The sequence below is a fragment of the Larkinella ripae genome, assembly GCF_054780775.1.
In genome coordinates, this window is sequence record NZ_BAAGVR010000022.1 from 310692 (window position 1) to 329510 (window position 18819).

Annotated in this window: 16 protein-coding genes; 6 read left to right on the plus strand and 10 right to left on the minus strand. The window is 53.3% G+C overall.

The genetic code is table 11. The annotated features are described in order from the left end of the window. Positions 1-25: 25 nt before the first annotated feature. The 6 genes from ACYVHX_RS14130 to ACYVHX_RS14155 all read right to left on the minus strand — a co-directional run bounded on the left by ACYVHX_RS14130 (position 26) and on the right by ACYVHX_RS14155 (position 6745). The gene (locus ACYVHX_RS14130) at positions 26-1759 is read right to left on the minus strand and encodes a hypothetical protein (RefSeq protein WP_460672299.1); all 1734 of its coding nucleotides are present in this window, start codon (positions 1757-1759) and stop codon (positions 26-28) included. Positions 1760-1765: 6 nt separating this feature from the next. After that, the gene (locus ACYVHX_RS14135) at positions 1766-2515 is read right to left on the minus strand and encodes a glycosyltransferase (RefSeq protein ID WP_460672300.1); all 750 of its coding nucleotides are present in this window, start codon (positions 2513-2515) and stop codon (positions 1766-1768) included. A gap of 5 nt (positions 2516-2520) precedes the next feature. Beyond that, the gene (locus ACYVHX_RS14140; protein ID WP_460672301.1) at positions 2521-3960 is read right to left on the minus strand and encodes a DUF6056 family protein; all 1440 of its coding nucleotides are present in this window, start codon (positions 3958-3960) and stop codon (positions 2521-2523) included. Positions 3961-3981: 21 nt separating this feature from the next. Then, positions 3982-4902: a DMT family transporter gene (locus ACYVHX_RS14145; RefSeq protein ID WP_460672302.1), complete on the minus strand. Its 921-nt coding sequence runs from the start codon at positions 4900-4902 to the stop codon at positions 3982-3984. Between the two features lie 82 nt (positions 4903-4984). After that, the gene (locus tag ACYVHX_RS14150) at positions 4985-6061 is read right to left on the minus strand and encodes an LptF/LptG family permease (RefSeq protein ID WP_460672303.1); all 1077 of its coding nucleotides are present in this window, start codon (positions 6059-6061) and stop codon (positions 4985-4987) included. A gap of 30 nt (positions 6062-6091) precedes the next feature. Beyond that, on the minus strand, positions 6092-6745 hold the full coding sequence (locus ACYVHX_RS14155; RefSeq protein ID WP_460672304.1) for a metal-dependent transcriptional regulator: 654 nt from the start codon (positions 6743-6745) through the stop codon (positions 6092-6094). Between the two features lie 233 nt (positions 6746-6978). On the opposite strand from ACYVHX_RS14155, the gene ACYVHX_RS14160 reads away from it, so the two are divergent. From ACYVHX_RS14160 to ACYVHX_RS14170, 3 genes are all read left to right on the plus strand, one after another. Then, positions 6979-8292: an Nramp family divalent metal transporter gene (locus ACYVHX_RS14160; protein WP_460672952.1), complete on the plus strand. Its 1314-nt coding sequence runs from the start codon at positions 6979-6981 to the stop codon at positions 8290-8292. A 184-nt stretch (positions 8293-8476) separates the two neighbouring features. Then, the gene (locus tag ACYVHX_RS14165) at positions 8477-10420 is read left to right on the plus strand and encodes a KUP/HAK/KT family potassium transporter (RefSeq protein WP_460672305.1); all 1944 of its coding nucleotides are present in this window, start codon (positions 8477-8479) and stop codon (positions 10418-10420) included. Between the two features lie 68 nt (positions 10421-10488). Beyond that, positions 10489-11550 (plus strand): NAD-dependent epimerase/dehydratase family protein, encoded by a 1062-nt coding sequence (locus tag ACYVHX_RS14170; RefSeq protein ID WP_460672306.1) that lies wholly within the window; start codon positions 10489-10491, stop codon positions 11548-11550. On the opposite strand, the gene ACYVHX_RS14175 is transcribed toward ACYVHX_RS14170, so the two are convergent. The 4 genes from ACYVHX_RS14175 to ACYVHX_RS14190 form a co-directional block, all read right to left on the minus strand. Continuing rightward, the gene (locus ACYVHX_RS14175) at positions 11543-12274 is read right to left on the minus strand and encodes a TVP38/TMEM64 family protein (protein WP_460672307.1); all 732 of its coding nucleotides are present in this window, start codon (positions 12272-12274) and stop codon (positions 11543-11545) included. The genes ACYVHX_RS14170 and ACYVHX_RS14175 overlap by 8 nt on opposite strands. A 142-nt stretch (positions 12275-12416) precedes the next feature. Next, positions 12417-13979 carry an Rne/Rng family ribonuclease gene (locus ACYVHX_RS14180; RefSeq protein WP_460672308.1) on the minus strand — a complete coding sequence of 521 codons (1563 nt, stop codon included), beginning with the start codon at positions 13977-13979 and terminating at the stop codon, positions 12417-12419. Between the two features lie 391 nt (positions 13980-14370). Further along, on the minus strand, positions 14371-15213 hold the full coding sequence (locus ACYVHX_RS14185) for a tetratricopeptide repeat protein (RefSeq protein ID WP_460672309.1): 843 nt from the start codon (positions 15211-15213) through the stop codon (positions 14371-14373). 82 nt (positions 15214-15295) lie between these two features. Continuing rightward, positions 15296-15601, minus strand: coding sequence for an HU family DNA-binding protein (locus ACYVHX_RS14190; RefSeq protein ID WP_124875949.1), 306 nt, complete (start codon positions 15599-15601; stop codon positions 15296-15298). A 142-nt stretch (positions 15602-15743) separates the two neighbouring features. Here ACYVHX_RS14190 and mutY point away from each other — a divergent pair, with 142 nt between their 5' ends. From mutY to gldE, 3 genes are read left to right on the plus strand one after another with little or no spacing between them, the layout of a single operon-like run. Next, a complete protein-coding gene (mutY, locus tag ACYVHX_RS14195) occupies positions 15744-16832 on the plus strand; it encodes an A/G-specific adenine glycosylase (RefSeq protein WP_460672310.1) in 1089 nt (362 codons plus the stop codon). Between the two features lie 53 nt (positions 16833-16885). Beyond that, the gene (locus ACYVHX_RS14200) at positions 16886-17431 is read left to right on the plus strand and encodes a single-stranded DNA-binding protein (RefSeq protein ID WP_460672311.1); all 546 of its coding nucleotides are present in this window, start codon (positions 16886-16888) and stop codon (positions 17429-17431) included. Positions 17432-17463: 32 nt separating this feature from the next. Further along, the gene (gene gldE / locus ACYVHX_RS14205) at positions 17464-18804 is read left to right on the plus strand and encodes a gliding motility-associated protein GldE (protein WP_460672312.1); all 1341 of its coding nucleotides are present in this window, start codon (positions 17464-17466) and stop codon (positions 18802-18804) included. The last annotated feature ends 15 nt before the right edge of the window (positions 18805-18819 follow it).

An 18819-nucleotide genomic window follows, 5' to 3' on the forward strand; every position in this document is an offset into this window, starting at 1 on the left:
TCACAAAATTACATTATTTCGCCACTTACCGTATGTTTATCAATTGATTCGAAAACCGGATGATGGCTGCCCCGTCCGACACGATCAGCACGCCCACCCGGTAGCGGCCCGGATGTAAAAACGTCTTGAGCACCCGCGCACTGAGGTTGGGCAGCCGGCGCCGGAGGTAATACGGAACCGGGAAATAACGGTTTTCGGCCGGAAACAAATACGTATTCCGGTCGGATTTCACCACGATGCAGGCTTCGCGGATGCCGTCGGGCAGCGGCCAGTTGTCGGTCACCACCCGCATTTCATCCGCCGACTCTTCCACGCGCAGGTGCAGCGACGCATCCGGGGCTGAAACCGGTTGCAGCAGTGCGTCTTCGTAAGGCGCGTAAAAGCTGTTTTCGGGATAGGAATAGAACCCTTTCTGCGCAGCGGTTTTCATCCACTGTTCGCTGGCAGCCGCGTAAGCCGACCCGACGATGGCCCCAAAACCCAGGTTGTTGTGTTTCTGGTTGAAAGCCGAGGTTTCGCGGGCCATTTTCTGCGCAGCGAGCATCGGCAGGTTGAAAAAGTACATTATTCCCCAGATAAGCCAGCCGAACCCAATGCCGCCCAGCATCCAGCGTTTCCGGCGCTCCGGTTCCCGGATTTCGCTCAGTCCATTCAGGTACAACAGGCTGGCAAACAGGGCCGGGTACAGCATGTAATTACTGACCAGCATGACGTCATACCCAAACCGGGGCCGTAAAACCGCCACCACCGTTGCCGTCACCAGCAAAAAACCGAACGCGCCGACGAAAAAATACCGCCGGTAATTCAGGCCCTGCTCCGTTGGTTTGCGGTCCGTTTGCCACAGGCTGGGCCACAGGGCGGTTTTGAACTGTCCGAACAGGAGCGAGACGAGGACCATGCCCCCCATCGTGGGTAAAAGGCTGCGAATGAGAATGGGGGCACCCGGCAGAAAGTCGAACACACCGCCCAGAAACGTAAAAAATCCGAAAAAGACCAGATGCGGTTTTTTCAGCAAAAAGGCCAGGCTGCTTTCGTTGCCCTGCAAATTGGCAAAATCGTGGAAGTAGAATAAAATCGCCACCACCCCAACGCCCAGCCAGATCGCCAGCCGCCCGAGATACCGGGGGCCTTCCAGCCGCCATTGCGTCAGCAAAACCGCCCCACCGGCCACCCAGCCGAACAAGCCGTTACTCATGGAGAACGAAGCCAGGAGCTGCAAGGCGATGGCGCCCAAAAACCGGGTCGAAAGTAGGGCGGAACGGCCCGGATTGGCCAGCCAGTAAACCGCCCAGAGAATCATCATGACAACCGCCAGGTGCTGCAAACCCGTGATGGCCCAGAAGCTGGTCAGGCGGTATTGCGGTTGCAAAAAAAGCAGCGTTACCGGCAAAAAGGCCAGCAAAGGCAAACGAAACAGCCGGAAAACGCGGTAAAAAACCAGCAGAATAGCCAGCGAACACCCGAAGGCCACCAGAATCAGCCAGCGAAAATTGAGCGTTCCGGTCAGTTTATAAAAGAAAATCGTCGTCAGTTTGGCAAACAGAATGCGGTGTTCGTTGTTGGGCGCCAGCAGCCCGTGAAATTTTTCGGCGAATGAATCAGCGGCCGTATACTGGGTGAGAAAACCGACAAACGCTTCCAGATCATCCATCCAGGGGATGTTACTGGCAAAAAGAAGCACCAGTGCCAGAAAACAGACAAGCGGAAAAGCAACCAGGAAAGGAGAAAGTCGCCGGAGCGGTTCTGAAATCGAAATCATAGCTAACTAACGCCGGAACGGTTCAGTGCGGTAGGTTCGGTAAATTTTATACAGCTCAATCGGCATCTGGAACATATACGACAGCTTGATGCGCGAGTCACTCTGCTCGATCCACTCCCGCAGGGGCATTTCAGCCACAAAATCGCCAATCTGCTTTCGTCCGAATTGCGGAATCAGCCGGGCCAGAATTTCAACATCGAAAAGCCACGGACTGATAAAAGGCCCCTGAAAGGCAATCGGAACCGTAGCCCGGCGAAACAGTTTGGCTCCGCACTGGGTATCATAAACCGGCAATTGCAGAATCAGACTGATGGCTGTGGCAATGACCCGGCCCTGGTAATGCCGCCAGGTATTCCGCCGAATATGGGTGCCCAAATGCTGAATGCGGGAACCCATCACGAGCTGGTGCGCCGGGTGGTTGTCCAAAAACCGCTGCAGGTCGTTGATCGCGTCCAGCGGGGTGGCCAGATCGGCGTCAAAATAACCGATGTAATCGACCGCCGATTGCTGAACGTGGAGCATTCCCGCCCGCACCGCTCCCGCTTTCCCCTGGTTCTGCGCCAGATTCACCACCTCGTTCTGCGCCGGATTGCGCTGCGCCAACTGGTTCAAAACCGTCAGCGTCTGGTCGTTGCTTCCGTCGTTGACAAAACAAAACCGCACGTTCGGATGAAGTTGCTGGTAGGACAGGAACGCATCAGCCGGTAGCCGGCTGGCTTCGTTGTAACAGGGAATGATGATGCAGACTGTGGACATGACTATCACGGCTTCCGGGCCGTTAAGGAGTCCAAAATAACCACTTTTTTTCCATAATATCCGGCTTCACAGCGGTTCCAGAGGTGCTGGGGGTTCGGCTCGACGTCGTTATTGAAGATAGTCTGCGGAGTGGCGCTCAAAACCGGCAAGCGGGCGGTTTCGACGGAAGGGTCGGTCAGGATGCGATGACGGGCGTTCATCTCGCGGTTGTAAACGGCCGCCCGGCCCGACAGCCAGTCGCCGTAAATCTGCCGCAGGGCCGTGCTTGTGTACACATTGACGCCGATCCAGAGCACGGCAATTCCGGCCACCCCGGCCGATTGCGCCGTTTTCAACCGCCGGTCAAACCAGATTCGGCGTTCGACGTGCACCACCCAAACGCTCAGAAGGTAAAACCAGCCCAGCAGGAAAAACGTGTACACGACGTTCATCACGCGGGGCGCCGGAGCGATGCCGATTCCGTAATACGACGGAAAGATCAGACCGCCCAGCAGGCCCAGCCAGAAAAGCAGCGCCAGCAGCGGATGCACCATAAAATACCGACGGGCCGGATTGTCGGAGCGGGCCAGCCGCCGAACAATCGGCAGCCAGAGTACGCCCAGCACCAGAACCGGCGTCTGAATCAGCCACCGGAGCATTTCGGTTGCCAGATACCCAAAGGCGGCCCCGACGGAAAAAAGGAAATTGCCACTCTCCGGATTCCCGCCCATCCGAATTGCGTTGCCGGGCGCCCGGAACAACAGCCAGGTCGAAAACAGCGCCATGAGCAGCAGTACACCGAGAAACCAGTCGATCCGCCGGAGAAACAAGAGCTGGTAGCCCAGCAACCCGCCCAGCACCAGCAACACCCAAACCAGGTTGGTTTCGCTCGACCCCACAATGGCAAACACCAGAAAGCAGGCCCAGATGGTCGTGAGCGTTTTCAGCGGTTGCTGCCGAATCGCGTACCAGCGAACGATGACGGTGATCAGGTAAAATGAAAAAATCGTCGGAATGGTGTAGGAAGCCACAGCCGCCAGCCAGAAAAAACTTTCGACCGGGCTGGGCAACACCAGCACATACAGGAAGAAGAGCACCCCGACGGCCACCGCCCGCGTGCCGGCCGACAGCGTCGGCATCAGTTCGCTGATCAGGCCAAACAGGGCGACATTCCAGGCAATGATCAGCAAAGCCGGAATCAGCCGGTAGGCATCATACCAGCCCCAGACCAGCGGACTGGCGTGCACAATGAGGTTGGAGAAATAACGCCCGGCCCAGCCGTCGTAATAAAATTTCTGTCCCTGCCAGATGCCGTATTTCAGGGCCGTATCGGCAAAACAGAAGTCATCGACGGCGGAGGGATGGTTATAAAACGAAAGTACCAGCAGCGGCAGCAGCGCCAGCCCAAACAACAGCAGGGCGACGGTGTTCTGCAACGATGATAAATTCGCAGCGGTTTGCTTCATTCGATCAACAGTTACTTACGACTAATCGGGGTGGGCGGTTTTGTTTTCAAGGTCGGCCGCCGGTTTCAGACGGTTCAGGAGCGGATACAGCAACACCGCCACCAGAATAATCAGGGTACCGGCGTAAAAACCGGGGGTCATCCGCTCGCGGTCGCCCAAAAACAGCCACGCCAGCGTGATGCCGTAAACCGGTTCCAGATTGACGGTCAGGTTAACGGCAAAAGCCGAAAACTTGCGCATCAGCCAGACCGAAGCCGAATAGGCGTAAACCGTACAGACAAAGGCCAGAATCGCAATCCAGAGCCAGTCGGTCAGTTGGGGCCACAAAGCCGACGGTTTTTCCAAACCCAGCGCCAAATATACTCCCAGAAACAGCAGCGAACCACCAAAAGCCCCGGACATTTCGTAAAAGGTTATGGTCTGGGCCGGATACCGGCGGGTAAACTGGCTGTTGATAATGGTGAAAATGGCCGCCAGCATGGCCGAAAAAACCGCCATCAGCAGGCCCAGCGCGCGGTCGATTTCAAACCGAAAAATCAGATACAGCCCCGCCATGACCACTACACCCAGCCCCACTTCAATGATTCGCAGCCGGCGCCGGAAGAAAAGCGGTTCCAGCACGCTCGTCCAGAGGGATCCGGTGGCCATGCCCGCCAGGCAGACCGAGGCATTGGCCACCCGGGCGGCTCCGAAAAACAGAATCCAGTGCAGCGCAATAACCAAACCCGTGGCCAGCAGTTTCAGACGGTCGGCCGGTTTTACGACCACCATTTTATTCTGCGCATAAAGCAGCACGCCCAGTCCGAGGGCCGCCAGCAACGTCCGGTAAACCACCAGCGCCGGGGCCGATACGGAAATCAACAGCCCCAGAATGGCCGTAAACCCCCAGATCAGGACCAGAAAGTGCAGGTGCAGGTAATCGGCAGTTGTCGGGCGGTTCATGCGTACCCACGGACTTTAGTCCGTGAAATTTTCAATTATACGAGCGGATCAAAACGACTTCACGGACTTTAGTCCGTGGGTACTAGCGGGGAATGGTATGGTATAAAATCAAACCAATGCCCGTGAAAACCATATTGGGTAACCAGACCGCGATGATCGGATTCAGGTTGCCGGACTCGGCGATGCCTTTGGCCAGCATGAAAAAGAGCAGGTACACAAAAGCCAGTACAAAGCCCAGCGCCACCTGCCAGCCCACCCCCCGGCGGCTTTTCCGGGCCGACATGATGACGCCGATGGCCGTCAGGATGATGATAGCAAACGGGCGCGTCTGGCGGGAATACTTCTCCAGCAAGTAGGTTTCGACCCCGTCGGCCCCCCGGCTGCTGAGGAGGCTGATGTAATTATCGAGTTCGGGAAATGTAAACGTTTCGTAAAGGCTAAAGTCACTGTCGAAATCCGACGGATAGAGGTTGAGCAAGGTATCGACTTTTTCCCCGCGCGTCAACGTTTCCTGCAAACCGCTGATTTTCCGAACGTTGTAATCGTAAATCGTCCATTTCTTTTTGGCCGGACTCCACTCGATGCGGTCGCTGGCCAGTTTTTGTACGAGCTGATTGCCTTTCACCTCTTCCAGCGTGAATTTGTAACCCGTATTGCTTTGGTTGTTGTAACTTTCCAGGTAGGCATACACGTTCGGCGCCACTTTGATGTGAATATTCCGGCCCGAATAGGTATACGGATCTTTGGTGTATTTCAATTCAAAGGCAATGCGGGTCTGGTTGGCTTTCGGAACGACCCAGCCCACCAGAAAATACGTGGCCACGCTCAGAATCAACGCACCGACGGCGTACGGCGTCATCAACCGGACAAAACTGATCCCGCTGCTGAGCATGGCAATAATCTCCGATTTGGCCGCCAGCCGCGAGGTCATAAAAACCGTCGCGATAAACACCATCAGCGGACTGATGTAATTGGCCCAGTACGGGATGAAATTCAGGTAGTAGTCAAAAATAATTTTGTCGCCGGGCGCCTTGTGCTTGTAGAAGTCGTCTACTTTTTCGGTGTAATCGACCACACAGACCACCAGAACGATGACCATCACCACAAAAAAGTAGGTCAGCAGAAAGCGCTTTAAAATATACCAGTCGAGAAGTTTCATGAATGTTTGCGAGAACCAGCCCGGCAACGATTAATTAACCAATAAATTCCGGGCCACTTCATTACTGACAAACAACGTTTTTTCGTGGTTAATCTGTACAGAAACGGATTTATCAAACGCGTTGACATCCTGCACCCGCACCCGGCAGCCCAGGTTCAACCCGGTTTTATCGAGGTGTTGCAGAAACTCCGGCGAATGTTCGAGCACGCCCATCACCTGCACTTCGGCCCCCACCCTAACCTCCGACAGCTTCGAATATTCAACCGTTGGCATGTCTCCCGCCGGGCTGGGAATCGGGTCGCCGTGGGGATCAAACTGCGGATAACCCAGAAAAGCATCCAGCTTTTGCACCAGTTCTTCCGAGCGAATGTGTTCCAGTTCTTCGGCCATTTCGTGCACTTCGTCCCAGCCAAAACCTAGTTTCTCGGCCAGAAACACCTCCCAGATCCGGTGCCGCCGGATTACTTTCAGCGCTAGCCGCTCGCCTTCTTCGGTCAGCCGGACCCCCTGGTATTTTTTGTAATGAATCAGTTGCTTGTCCGCGAGCTTCCGCAACATATCCGACACCGAAGCCGCCTTGGTTGCCGTCATCTCGGCCAGCGAATTGGTCGTAACCTCCCCCTCCTGCCGGGCCGCCAGATAATAAATGGTCTTTAAATAATTTTCTTCCGTGAATGAATGCATAAGACGGATTTCAAATGGCCCGTTCTCAACTCTTTAGACAGAACCGGCAAAAGACGGACCAACGCGTTGGCTACCAGTTACAGTCCACAAAATTAGTTTTTTCTTGCCGTTCAAAAAATTTTTAGACTTGTCTAAATTTTTATTTAGAAACATTTGATACATTTGTTGCGTTAATGGTTCAAGGAAATATATAGCCGTCTAACGCTATGGTAACGAATGAAAAGCCAACCGTAATGGGACAGGGATGGAAATCTGAAAATCGATCGAAATCATTGCCCGAAGTTCACGCCAGCATTCCGGTTCCGGAAACGGGTTCTTTTTACAAACGATTGCTGGCCTTTGCCGGACCCGGTTTGATGGTGGCCGTGGGCTACATGGACCCCGGCAACTGGGCAACCGACATTGCCGGCGGCTCCCGGTTTGGCTACACTCTTTTATCCGTTATTCTGATTTCCAACCTGTTTGCCATGCTCCTGCAACACCTGGCGCTGAAGCTGGGCATTGCAACGGGCCGCGATCTGGCCCAAGCCTGCCGCGACCACTACAGCCGTCCGGTCGCCATCGGGCTCTGGTTTCTGTGCGAAATTGCCATAGCCGCCTGCGACCTGGCCGAAGTGATTGGTTCGGCGCTGGCCCTGAATCTGCTGTTCGGAATTCCGCTGGCCGTGGGCGTTTGCATCACCGCGCTGGATGTTCTGCTCCTGCTTTATTTGCAGCACAAAGGTTTCCGCTGGCTCGAAAGTCTCGTTGCCGCCCTGATTTTTATCATTCTGCTTTGTTTTGCCTACGAAATTATCCTGGCCCGGCCCGAAGTTTCCGCCATTCTGGGCGGTTTGATTCCGCAGAAAGAAGTGGTCACGAACCCCGGTATGCTGTACATCGCCATCGGAATTCTGGGGGCCACCGTGATGCCGCATAATCTGTACCTGCACTCCAGCATCGTTCAAACCCGCGACTTTTCCCGCACCGAATCCGGTCGGCGGAACGCGATCCGGTTTGCCACCATCGACTCCACGGTTTCGCTGTTTCTGGCCTTTTTCATCAACGCCGGTATTCTCATTCTGTCGGCTGCGGCTTTTCATACCACCGGAAATCACCAGGTGGCCGATATTACCGACGCCCACCGGCTGCTCGACCCGTTGCTGGGCGCCACAGCAGCGAGTGTATTATTTGCCGTTGCGTTGCTGGCATCGGGTCAGAACTCGACGCTCACGGGCACGCTGGCGGGGCAAATCGTGATGGAAGGCTTTCTGAACATCCGGCTCAAGCCGTGGCTGCGCCGGCTCATCACGCGGCTGATTGCGATTGTCCCGGCGTTGATCGTTACCATTCTCTACGGCGAGCACGGCACCTCGGAGCTGCTGGTTTTCAGTCAGGTTATTCTTTCCATTCAGCTGAGTTTTGCCGTGGTGCCGCTGGTTCTGTTTACGAGTGACAAATTCAAAATGGGTTCCTTCGTGAACCCCCGCTGGCTGACCGCCGTGAGCTGGGCCGTGGCTGGTCTGATTATTGTATTGAACATCGTGCTGCTGGTCGGGACCATCTAGGCGTTTTTTTGAAAAATCCGGTGATAGAAGAGGACGAAAACCGTTAGCAAAAAGGCGCAAACCGGAAGGTTGAAAAACCGCCCTGCCTTTTTCGGTCTCAGCGTTCTCCTTTCTGCTTTTTTTAGCGTTATCTTTACCCGGATTTTACCAGCCGCTCCTGAAATTAGCACGGCGTTTACTCTTTATGGAAGATAAAAAACACCTGGATAAGGTAACGGCAGCGGGTCTGCTGGTTGCACTGGGTATTATCTACGGCGACATTGGTACCTCGCCCCTGTACGTGCTTCGGGGAATTGTTGGCCCCGATCAACCCATTCAGGAAAACATCATCAGGGGAGCCCTCTCCTGCATTTTCTGGACCATCACCCTTCAGACCACCTTCAAATACGTCATCCTGATTCTGCGGGCGGATAACCGGGGTGAAGGGGGAACGTTCGCACTTTATGCGCTGGTCCGGCGCCACGCCCGCTGGCTGACCATTCCGGCCATCATCGGCGGCAGCGCGCTCCTGGCGGACAGCATCATTACGCCACCGATCTCGGTTTCGTCGGCCATTGAGGGGCTTCGCATTCTGTATCCGGACATTCCGACGGTGCCGATCGTGATCGGTATTCTGGCTTTCCTGTTTCTGATTCAGACGTTTGGCACCAGCGTGGTCGGTACGGCTTTTGGCCCCATCATGCTGCTCTGGTTCACCATGCTGGGTACGCTGGGGTTGATGAGCATTGTCGATGACTTATCCATTCTTCAGGCCGTTAATCCGGCCTATGTTTACCATTTTCTGAATGATTATCCCGGGGGGTTCTGGCTGTTGGGGGCGGTTTTTCTGTCCACAACCGGCGCCGAAGCCCTCTATGCTGACATGGGCCATACCGGCCGGGGAAACATCCGGGTGAGCTGGGCTTTCGTCAAATCGTGCCTGTTACTCAATTACTTCGGCCAGGGCGCTTACATTGAAAGCATGATCGGCCAGCCACTGGGCGAACGAAATCCGTTCTACGGTTTAATGCCCGAGTGGTTTCTGTTTGCCGGCATTGTCATTGCCACGATGGCAACGGTCATTGCGAGTCAGGCCATGATCACCGGTGCTTTCACACTCATCAGCGAAGCCATCCGGCTCAACTTCTGGCCCAAAGTACGGCTGCGGTATCCCACCAATAAAAAAGGGCAATTGTACGTTCCGAGCATCAACTGGCTGCTTTTTGCGGGCTGTATCGGCGTGGTTCTTTACTTTCAGGAATCGTCGAAAATGGAAGCGGCATACGGTCTGGCCATCACGCTGACCATGCTGATGAGTACGATTCTGTTCAGCTACTACATGTACTCCCACAAGTACAACGCCTGGTTCGTCATGTTCTTCCTGATCTTCTACCTCCTGGTTGAAGCAAGTTTTCTGGTTGCCAACCTGGCGAAGTTTACGCACGGCGGCTGGGTGTCGGTACTCATTGCGGGCATCATGGCGGGGGTAATGATCATCTGGCTGAACGCCAACAAAATCAAGCTGCGACTGACGGAATACGTCAAAATTGACCAGTATATCCAGCCGTTTAAAGAACTCAGCCGGGATATCAGCATTCCGAAATACGCAACGCACCTGGTTTTTATGAGCAACGCGGCCCGGGCGGCCGAAATTGAATCGAAAATCATCTACTCCATTTTTCAGAAACGGCCCAAGCGGGCGGATATCTACTGGTTTATCCACGTTGATACCACCGATGATCCGTATACCATGGAGTACAAGGTGAATACGATCGCGCCCGATGATGTGTATAAAGTGACGTTCCGGCTGGGTTTCCGGATCGAGCAGCGGATCAATCTCTTTTTCCGGCGCGTGATCGAGGACATGGTGAAAAACAAGGAAGTAGACATCACCAGCCGGTACGAATCGCTCAGCCGCCAGAACGTGATCGGCGATTTCCGGTTTGTGGTGCTCGAAAAATTCCTTTCGTTCGAAAACGATTTGCCGTTAACCGAGCGGATTGTGATGGATGTTTATTTCTTTATCAAAGGATACACCACCCCCGAAGACCGCTGGTTTGGACTCGACAGCAGCGCCGTCAAAATTGAAAAAGTCCCGCTGGTGATCCGGCCGGTCGAAAACGTCAAACTCAAACGAATCGATACTTAATGTTCATCCGTTATCCGGTAGCGGTTTTTAATCGTCCTGACCGGATCGCTGGTTAATCTCTTACTGGAATGAAACTATTGATCACCGGCGGAGCCGGTTTTGTGGGCTCCTCACTGGCGTTATCGCTCAAAAAAGACTATCCACACTACGAAATTTTTGTTCTTGACAACCTCAAACGCAAAGGCTCCGAGCTGAACGTGGCCCGTCTGACCCAGGCCGGTATTCAGTTTGTGCACGGCGACATCCGGAACAAGGAAGATTTTGACCCCATTCCGCCGGTTGATACCCTGATCGAAGCATCGGCTGAACCGTCGGTTCTGGCTGGCCTGACCGGAACGCCCGACTACCTGATCAACACGAACCTGTTCGGTACGGTCAATTGCCTCAGTTTCGCCCTGAAATCCAAGGCCAACGTTATCTTCCTGTCGACCAGCCGGGTGTATCCGATCAAAACCATCGAAACCCTGAATTTCGAGGAAAGCGATAGCCGGTTTGTACTGACCGATGATCAGCCGGTTCCGGGGGTTTCATCCCGGGGTATTGCCGAAAATTTTCCGCTCGATGGAGCCCGTTCGCTGTACGGCACGACCAAGCTGGCGTCGGAACTCATCATTCAGGAATACCAGGAGTTTTTTGGCCTGAAAACCGTCATCAACCGCTGCGGGGTGATCACCGGCCCGTGGCAGATGGGCAAGGTCGATCAGGGCGTGATGGTCCTCTGGATTGCCAAACATTATTTTGAGCAACAGCTGGCGTATATTGGCTACGGCGGCACCGGCAAGCAAACCCGGGATATGCTCCACATTGCCGATCTTTACCGCCTGATTGACTGGGAATTGCACAACATTGACCAGGTCAACGGCGAAATCCTGAACGCGGGCGGGGGCGTCGAAAGCAGTGCTTCCCTGCAGGAATTAACAAAAATCTGCCAGGAAGTTACCGGTAAAACCATCCCGATCAACAGCGTAGCCGAAAACCGGGCCGCCGACATCCGGCTTTATGTTACCGACAACACGAAGGTAACCAAACTGACGGGCTGGACACCGGAGCTGGGCATTAAGGAAATTGTAACGGACATTACAAAGTGGCTCGACGAAAACCGGGCCGCGCTCGAACCGATTCTCAAGTAAAACCAGGCGGGGCGGATCGCTGATCCGCCCTTTTTTTGCGTCGCTGGTAGAGGTAATAGCCCAAAAACAGCAGCACACTAAGGGCCGTCATCCAGATAAACCCGGTTTTCAGGCTTTTTATGGTGTCGCCAAAATAGCCAATGGCAACCGCCAGCGGAGTAACCCCCAAAAGCGTTGCCCCAATGAATTTGGGAAAACCGATGCGCGAAATACCGCCGATCAGGCTAATGGCGTCGCCCGAAATAAACGGCGATGCCCGGGCAAAAACGACCGCCCAAAAACCGTAGTCCGTTACCCACGCAGCCACCTTTTTCTCGGTTTTATCGCCCACCAGTTTTCGCACGGCCACATCGCCCACGTATTTACCAACGGCATAGCCCACCGTTGCGGCCACGGCGGTGGCCACCAGGGACAAAACCGTCCCCCAAACCGGACCGTAGGCCAGCACCGACACGATCATCAGTCCCCAGGACGGAATAATAACCAGAAAAATCTGCGCAATCATGGCTACAACGATCAGCAACGGCCCCCACCAGCCAAACGGCGCGACCCACTGCGTAATCCGCTGTTCATCGTCGCTCGACAGAATTGCTACGGCTTCCCGCAGAAACTCCCGAAAACCGGGTGCGATGGCGTAAGCCAGTCCAAAGGCGGCTACCAGAAAACCGGTAACAAGCAGCGGAAGATGCTGTAGCCAGGATGACCGGGGAGCGGATTGGGGCATGAAGAAGGCTTTTGTTTTAGTATCCTAACCGGAATCATTCGTCTTGGTTCATTGAAAGGTCTGAAACCGCGAACCGCGCGCTCTTAAACACCGAAAGCCACCCTTTCGAGTGGCTTTCGGTACAGAAGGAAAAGAATCCGGCTTAGGCCGCCGTCACCTCAATCTCCTCGCCCTGTTTGTTGTAGAACTTGAACTCGTTGATGCCGAACGAACTGTCTTTGATCAACGTGACCCATGTTTTGTATTTCATGAACCATTGCATTTGCTTCGACCACCAGCCCGCGGTGTAATACGCGAAGAGATAAGGGTGCATCATGATCTGAACACCCCGCTCGTTCTGGCGGGTCAGGATATATTCTAAGTTCTGCTCGATGGCATCGGTGATCAGGATACTGGCCTGAATCGTTCCGGTACCGCCACACGTGGGGCAAACTTCTTTGGTAACAATATTGATTTCCGGACGAACCCGCTGCCGCGTAATTTGCATCAGACCAAACTTCGTCAGCGGCAAAATGGTGAATTTGGAGCGGTCGGTTTTCATTTCTTCCCGCATCACGTCGAAAATCATCTTCTTGTTATCGGGCTTCTTCATATCGATGAAATCGATGACGATGATTCCGCCCATGTCGCGCAGCCGGAGCTGGCGGGCAATTTCTTTGGCAGCTTCCTTGTTGACACTGACGGCCGTCGCTTCCTGATCTTCTTCAGAATTCGACTTGTTCCCGCTGTTGACGTCGATGACGTGCAGAGCCTCCGTGTGTTCGATAATCAGATAACCGCCACCGGGCAGACTTACCGACCGGCCAAAGAGTGATTTGATCTGTTTTTCCAGCCCGAACTGTTCGAAAACCTTCGTCTTGTTGTTGTTGTAGAACTTGACGATCTTTTCTTTTTCGGGGGCAATCGTGTGAATGTACGTTTTAATTTCATCATACATCTCCCGCGTATCGACGGTGATGCTGTCGAAGGATTCGTTCAGCATGTCGCGGAGAATGGATGAAGCCCGGTTCATCTCGCCAATAATCCGGTCGCGGGGTTTGGCGTCGCGCAGGAGTGCCATGCCCTTTTCCCATTTTTCGAGGGAATTGGTCAAGTCGCGGTCCAGTTCTTCGACGTCTTTGCCCTGTGCCACCGTCCGGACAATTACGCCAAAATTTTGCGGTTTGATCGACGACATCAGACGCATCAGGCGCGTCCGTTCGGCTTTATCCGTAATTTTTTTGGACATATTGACCGTACTGGCAAAGGGTACCAATACCAGATACCGCCCTGCAATGGAGATATCGCAGGATAGACGCGGTCCTTTGGTCGAGATGGGTTCTTTGACAACCTGCACCAGAATGGGTGCGTTCTTGTTCAATACCTTGTCGATCTTCCCGAGTTTGTCGATCTCAGGTTCCAGCTTGAAGTTATTCAGCTTCCCGGTATTGACCCGTTTGGCGATGACATCTTTCGTGAATTTGTTAAGCGAATTAATGTTCGAGCCGAGGTCCAAATAATGCAGAAACGCATCTTTTTCGTACCCAATGTCGACAAATGCCGCATTGAGGCCCGTCACTAATTTTTTAACAGTTCCTAAGTAAATATCGCCGACGGTAAAGCTGCTGTCCGACTCTTCAACGTGATATTCCAGCAGTCTTTTGTCTTGCAAAAGTGCTATCCGATCACCTTTCTGAGTCGAACTAATGACTAATTCGTTACTCACAAGATGAATGTGCGGTTAAGAGGCCTGAAATAAAGAAAAAAGCCGGGCAATCGGTTCGTTGGCAGTCAGGTTAAGCACCTGTTGCACAAGCGAATAAGTCCTCCGATTGACCGGCCCGTATGGTAATAGTCCACCTGCTGAGGTGGCTTACCTTATTTTTTCTTATGGCGATTCTTTCTCAGGCGCTTCTTCCGCTTGTGGGTAGCAATTTTGTGGCGTTTTCTCTTCTTTCCGCAAGGCATAATAGTAAATATGTTAAATGGTTTTAAAATGGCTGAATGATTCTGCTGGTTTTGATGGTTGAATGGTTATCAGGTTAAATGGTCAAGAAGTTTTAACCACCAGAACCATCCAACCATTTTTAGCCCTTTAAACCATACAATCATCCAGGTTACAAATTCTGTTCCAGTTCCTTGATGGCCGCCTGAATGGTTGGGTCTTTTTCCCGCGTTTTCACTTTGGCCAGCAATTGCCGGGCTTCATCTTTCCGGCCCATTTCGCTCAGGCTAATGGCCAGGTAAAACTGCGCCTTGGTGTTGTCCGGATGACTGCTCAAAATAGCCTGAAACCGCTCCACTGCCCGGTTATACTGTCCGGACCGCATCGAAAGCAGCCCCATGTTAAAAAGCCCCAGTTCATTGGTTGGGTCTTCCTTGAGAACATCCCGCAGCAACATGATTCCCTGCATCGGCGTTTCGGTCGTGACGTACGTCATTGCCATATTCGCCTTGGCGGCCAGCAGATTGGGGTTGCCATCGAGTGCTTTCTGATAAAACTCCCGGGTTTTTTTACCCAGATTCGCCAGTTTCTGATTGTCGACCGCAAATCCGTAGGCTTCGTAATACAAATCACCGGTTCGCAGCAGATTCGCTTCGGTCGGCGCCAGTTTTACCAGCTCTTCCGCAACGTGGGCGGCACTGTCATACCGGCTGACCTTTCGGTACGCCTGAATCAATTCAGTGCCCACGGCCGGTTTTTGCCCCGCATCAGCCGACTGAAAACGGCGGCTCAGACGGTTGAGTTCCTTTTGCTGTTCCGGCGAAAGGCTGGCCGTATGCAGGTCCGTCCGGTCGTTGCGCAGCACCGCCGTGTCCCGAACCGCCTTACTGGCATCCGTTGTTTGCTCGTTGGTCAGTTTCCGGTCTTCATTCCGTACCACCACTTTTGGCAGGCTATACAGACCTGCCGTCAGCAGTACACCGACACCGATGACGAGATAAATTGATTTGTTCATGGTAACAGATATGAGAAATCAGACAAGAGATACGAGTTTACTTTCCCTTGTCCAACCCCCCACACCTTTTGTCTTACAACGATTAAGCAGAAACGTTTTCGTTCCGTTTAACCTGCGTTTTTACTTGCTCAACAAACACCTTGGCCGGCTTGAAGCTGGGAATAAAATGTTCATCAATGACCATCGCCGTGTTTTTGGAGATGTTCCGGGCCACTTTACGGGCTCTCTTCTTGTTGATAAAACTGCCGAACCCTCTCACGTAGATGTTCTCATTCTTCGCCAGGTTGTTCTTAATTACGGTGAAGAATGTTTCAATGGTGTGTTGAACATCTGCCTTGTCGATTCCTGTCTTCTCGGCAATTTCTGCGATTACGTCTGCTTTCGTCACGTTCGTACTAAACTTTAAGGTTCAATCAGTTGTTGAAAAAAAAGCCTCTTCAAATTGGGAGCACAAAGGTAGATTTTTCCTGTTAGAGAAAAAACACTATTCTTGGTTTTTTCTTCTCAACAACACCAAGTTACGAATAGTTTTGGATTGGTTTTCAGACTCAGACGGCACAAATACCGGTTTTCCTGCAACCCTGATCGGGTGGTATGAACACCACAAACGGGATTTACCGTGGCGCCACACCCGCGACCCGTATTTCATCTGGTTATCAGAGGTTATCCTGCAACAAACCCGGGTTATTCAGGGCCGTCCCTATTACGAACGATTTGCTGCGGATTATCCAACGGTCCAGGCAATGGCCCAGGCCGATGAACGCGATCTGCTGCGGCTCTGGCAGGGTCTGGGCTATTATTCCCGCGCCCGAAACATGCACAAAACCGCCCAGTATGTTGCCAATCAACTGGCGGGGCAATTTCCGAACACCTACCTTGATCTGCTGAAATTGCCGGGAATCGGCACCTACACGGCCGCTGCCATTGCGTCGTTTGCCTTCCAGGAGAAAGTGGCCGTGGTCGACGGCAATGTTTACCGGGTGCTGGCGCGGGTCTTTGGCATTGACGAGGACATCACCACCACCCAGGCGAAGAAAACGTTTTCGACCCGGGCCAATGCGCTCATCCAGCTGTCTGATAACCCCGCCACCTACAACCAGGCCATCATGGAATTTGGCGCGATTCAGTGCACGCCGGTCTCGCCCGATTGCCTGATCTGCCCGCTGCAACAGAGTTGCCAAGCCTACCTGACCGGGCGGCAGCGGTTTTTGCCGGTTAAAAGTAAGAAATCCGCCGTCCGCGAACGGTATTTTAACTACATTGTGATCCGGCAGGGCGACCGCATTGCTCTGAAGGAGCGGACGCAGAAAGACATCTGGCAGCACCTCTACGATTTTTGTCTGGTTGAAACCGAAGAACCGCTGGAAGCGTTTCGGGAAATACCGGAAGGCGAGGTCCTGAACTGGGTTCTGCGGGAAGGGATTTTGAAGGGTTTGTCCGATGAACGGACGCACGTTTTATCCCACCAGCGCATCCGCGCCCGGTTCTGGCTAATAGATGTTCCGGAGGATCGAAACGTACAGCTGCCAAACGGCTTATTTTTTTGTAAACCGTCTGATATAGAACGGTTACCAAAGCCAATTTTAGTGGTAGACTATTTGAAAAGTCTCTCTTTTTGACTAACTTTACTTGCTTAGATACTATCAATTTTAACATTTTATTTCGTCGTTTTATGGCAAGCATGAACAAAGTGATTCTGATTGGCAATGTTGGTAACGATCCCGAAGTCCGCTACCTTGATGGAGGATCGGTTGTTGCCAAATTTAGTGTTGCCACAAACGAACGCTATACCACCCGCACCGGAGAGCAAGTTGATCAAACCGAATGGTTTCGGGTCGAGGTCTGGAACGATCAGGCCAAAACCATTGAAAAATACGTTCGTAAAGGAAATCAGATTTATGTGGAAGGGCGTCTGAAAACGGAGACGTACACCGACCGCGACGGCAAGGAGCGGTTTTCGCTGACGGTCCGGGCTACCACCTTCCAGTTCCTCGGCGGTCGTCAGGATGGCAGCGACAGCGGAGACTACCAGGAACCGGCTCCGCGGTCCGAAGCAGCGGCACCCCGTCAACAGGCGGCTCCGGCACCCGCTGCGCAACCGGCCCGTCCGGCGGCTCAACAACCGGCCCCCGCTCCGCGACAGGCGCCGGCCGCCCGTAAACCGGAACCCGTTCCCGACGATATGAGTAACGCTGGCGACGACGACTTACCGTTCTAAGCCTGTGTTTTTGTTCACCTATCAGCAAGTACATGGATAGCGATCCCTCGGGTAAGGTGCTTCAGGCCGATGTCTGGAGCACCTATCTTGGTTTTTATGGCCCTTATGCCGCCATTCTGATTGTCTTACTGGCCCTGGCGGCCATTGTTTCGGCTTCCGAAGCCGCTTTCTTCTCCCTTTCGTCCAACGACCGGGCCATGTGCCGCAGCAGTGAGGATGCGGCCGAACGCCGGATCATGAATCTGCTCGACCGCCCCCGGCGTCTGCTTGCTTCCCTTCTCATTTTCAACAATTTACTAAATCTGGCAATTGTTGTCATCGTCACGTATCTGGTCTGGAAACTGAGTCAGCTCGATCCTACTTCCGGCTGGGTGCTGGCCAGCGTCACGGTCATTGTCACGCTGATGATCGTCCTGTTCGGCGAAATTATCCCGAAAGTATACGCCAGCCAGAATAGCCTGACCGTCGCCCGGCGGACGGCTCCTTTGGTCGCACTGGCGTCCGCCATCTTCCGGCCGCTGTCGGTTTTGCTGGTGAGTCTCACCAGTGTCATCGACCAGCGCATCCAGCGACGGGGTTACAAAGTTTCGATGGAAGAACTCAACCACGCGGTTGAACTCACCAGCAGCGAATCGACCCACGAAGAACGCGAACTGATCAAGGGAATCGTCAATTTCAGCAACCTGACGGCCCGGCAGGCCATGCGTTCCCGCGTCGATATCACGGCTTTTCGCGAGGATCTGGCCTTCACCGAATTGATGGCTCAGATAAATCAGTCGGGTTACTCGCGGGTGCCGGTTTACAAAGAATCGCTCGACGAAATCGAGGGCATTCTGTACCTGAAGGATCTACTGCCGCACCTGGACAATGACGATGCGTTTCAGTGGCAAACCCTGATTCGACCGGTTTTTTTCATTCCGGAAACCAAGAAAATTGACGACCTGCTCCAGGATTTCCAGAAGCGCCGGGTGCACATGGCCATTGTGGTGGACGAATACGGCGGAACCCGCGGTCTGATCACGCTGGAAGACATTATTGAAGAAATTTTCGGCGACATCAACGACGAATTCGACGAGGAAGAGTCGATTCCCCTGCAACGGATCGATGAAAAAACCGTCGTGGTGGAAGGAAAAATCCTGCTGACGGATATTTGCCGGGCGCTGAACGTTGACCTAACGTACTTTGACGAAGTAAAAGGGGAAAGCGAATCGCTGGGCGGTTTGCTGCTGGAATTGTTTACCCGCGTTCCCCAAACCGGTCAGGAGGTGAGCTATGGGGAGTTTACATTCAAGGTACTTTCCGCCGATGACAAGCGGATTCAGCATGTGGAGATTACGAAGAATGAGACGACCGAAAAGGAGGTAACCAATTGATCAGCAAGGCTATAA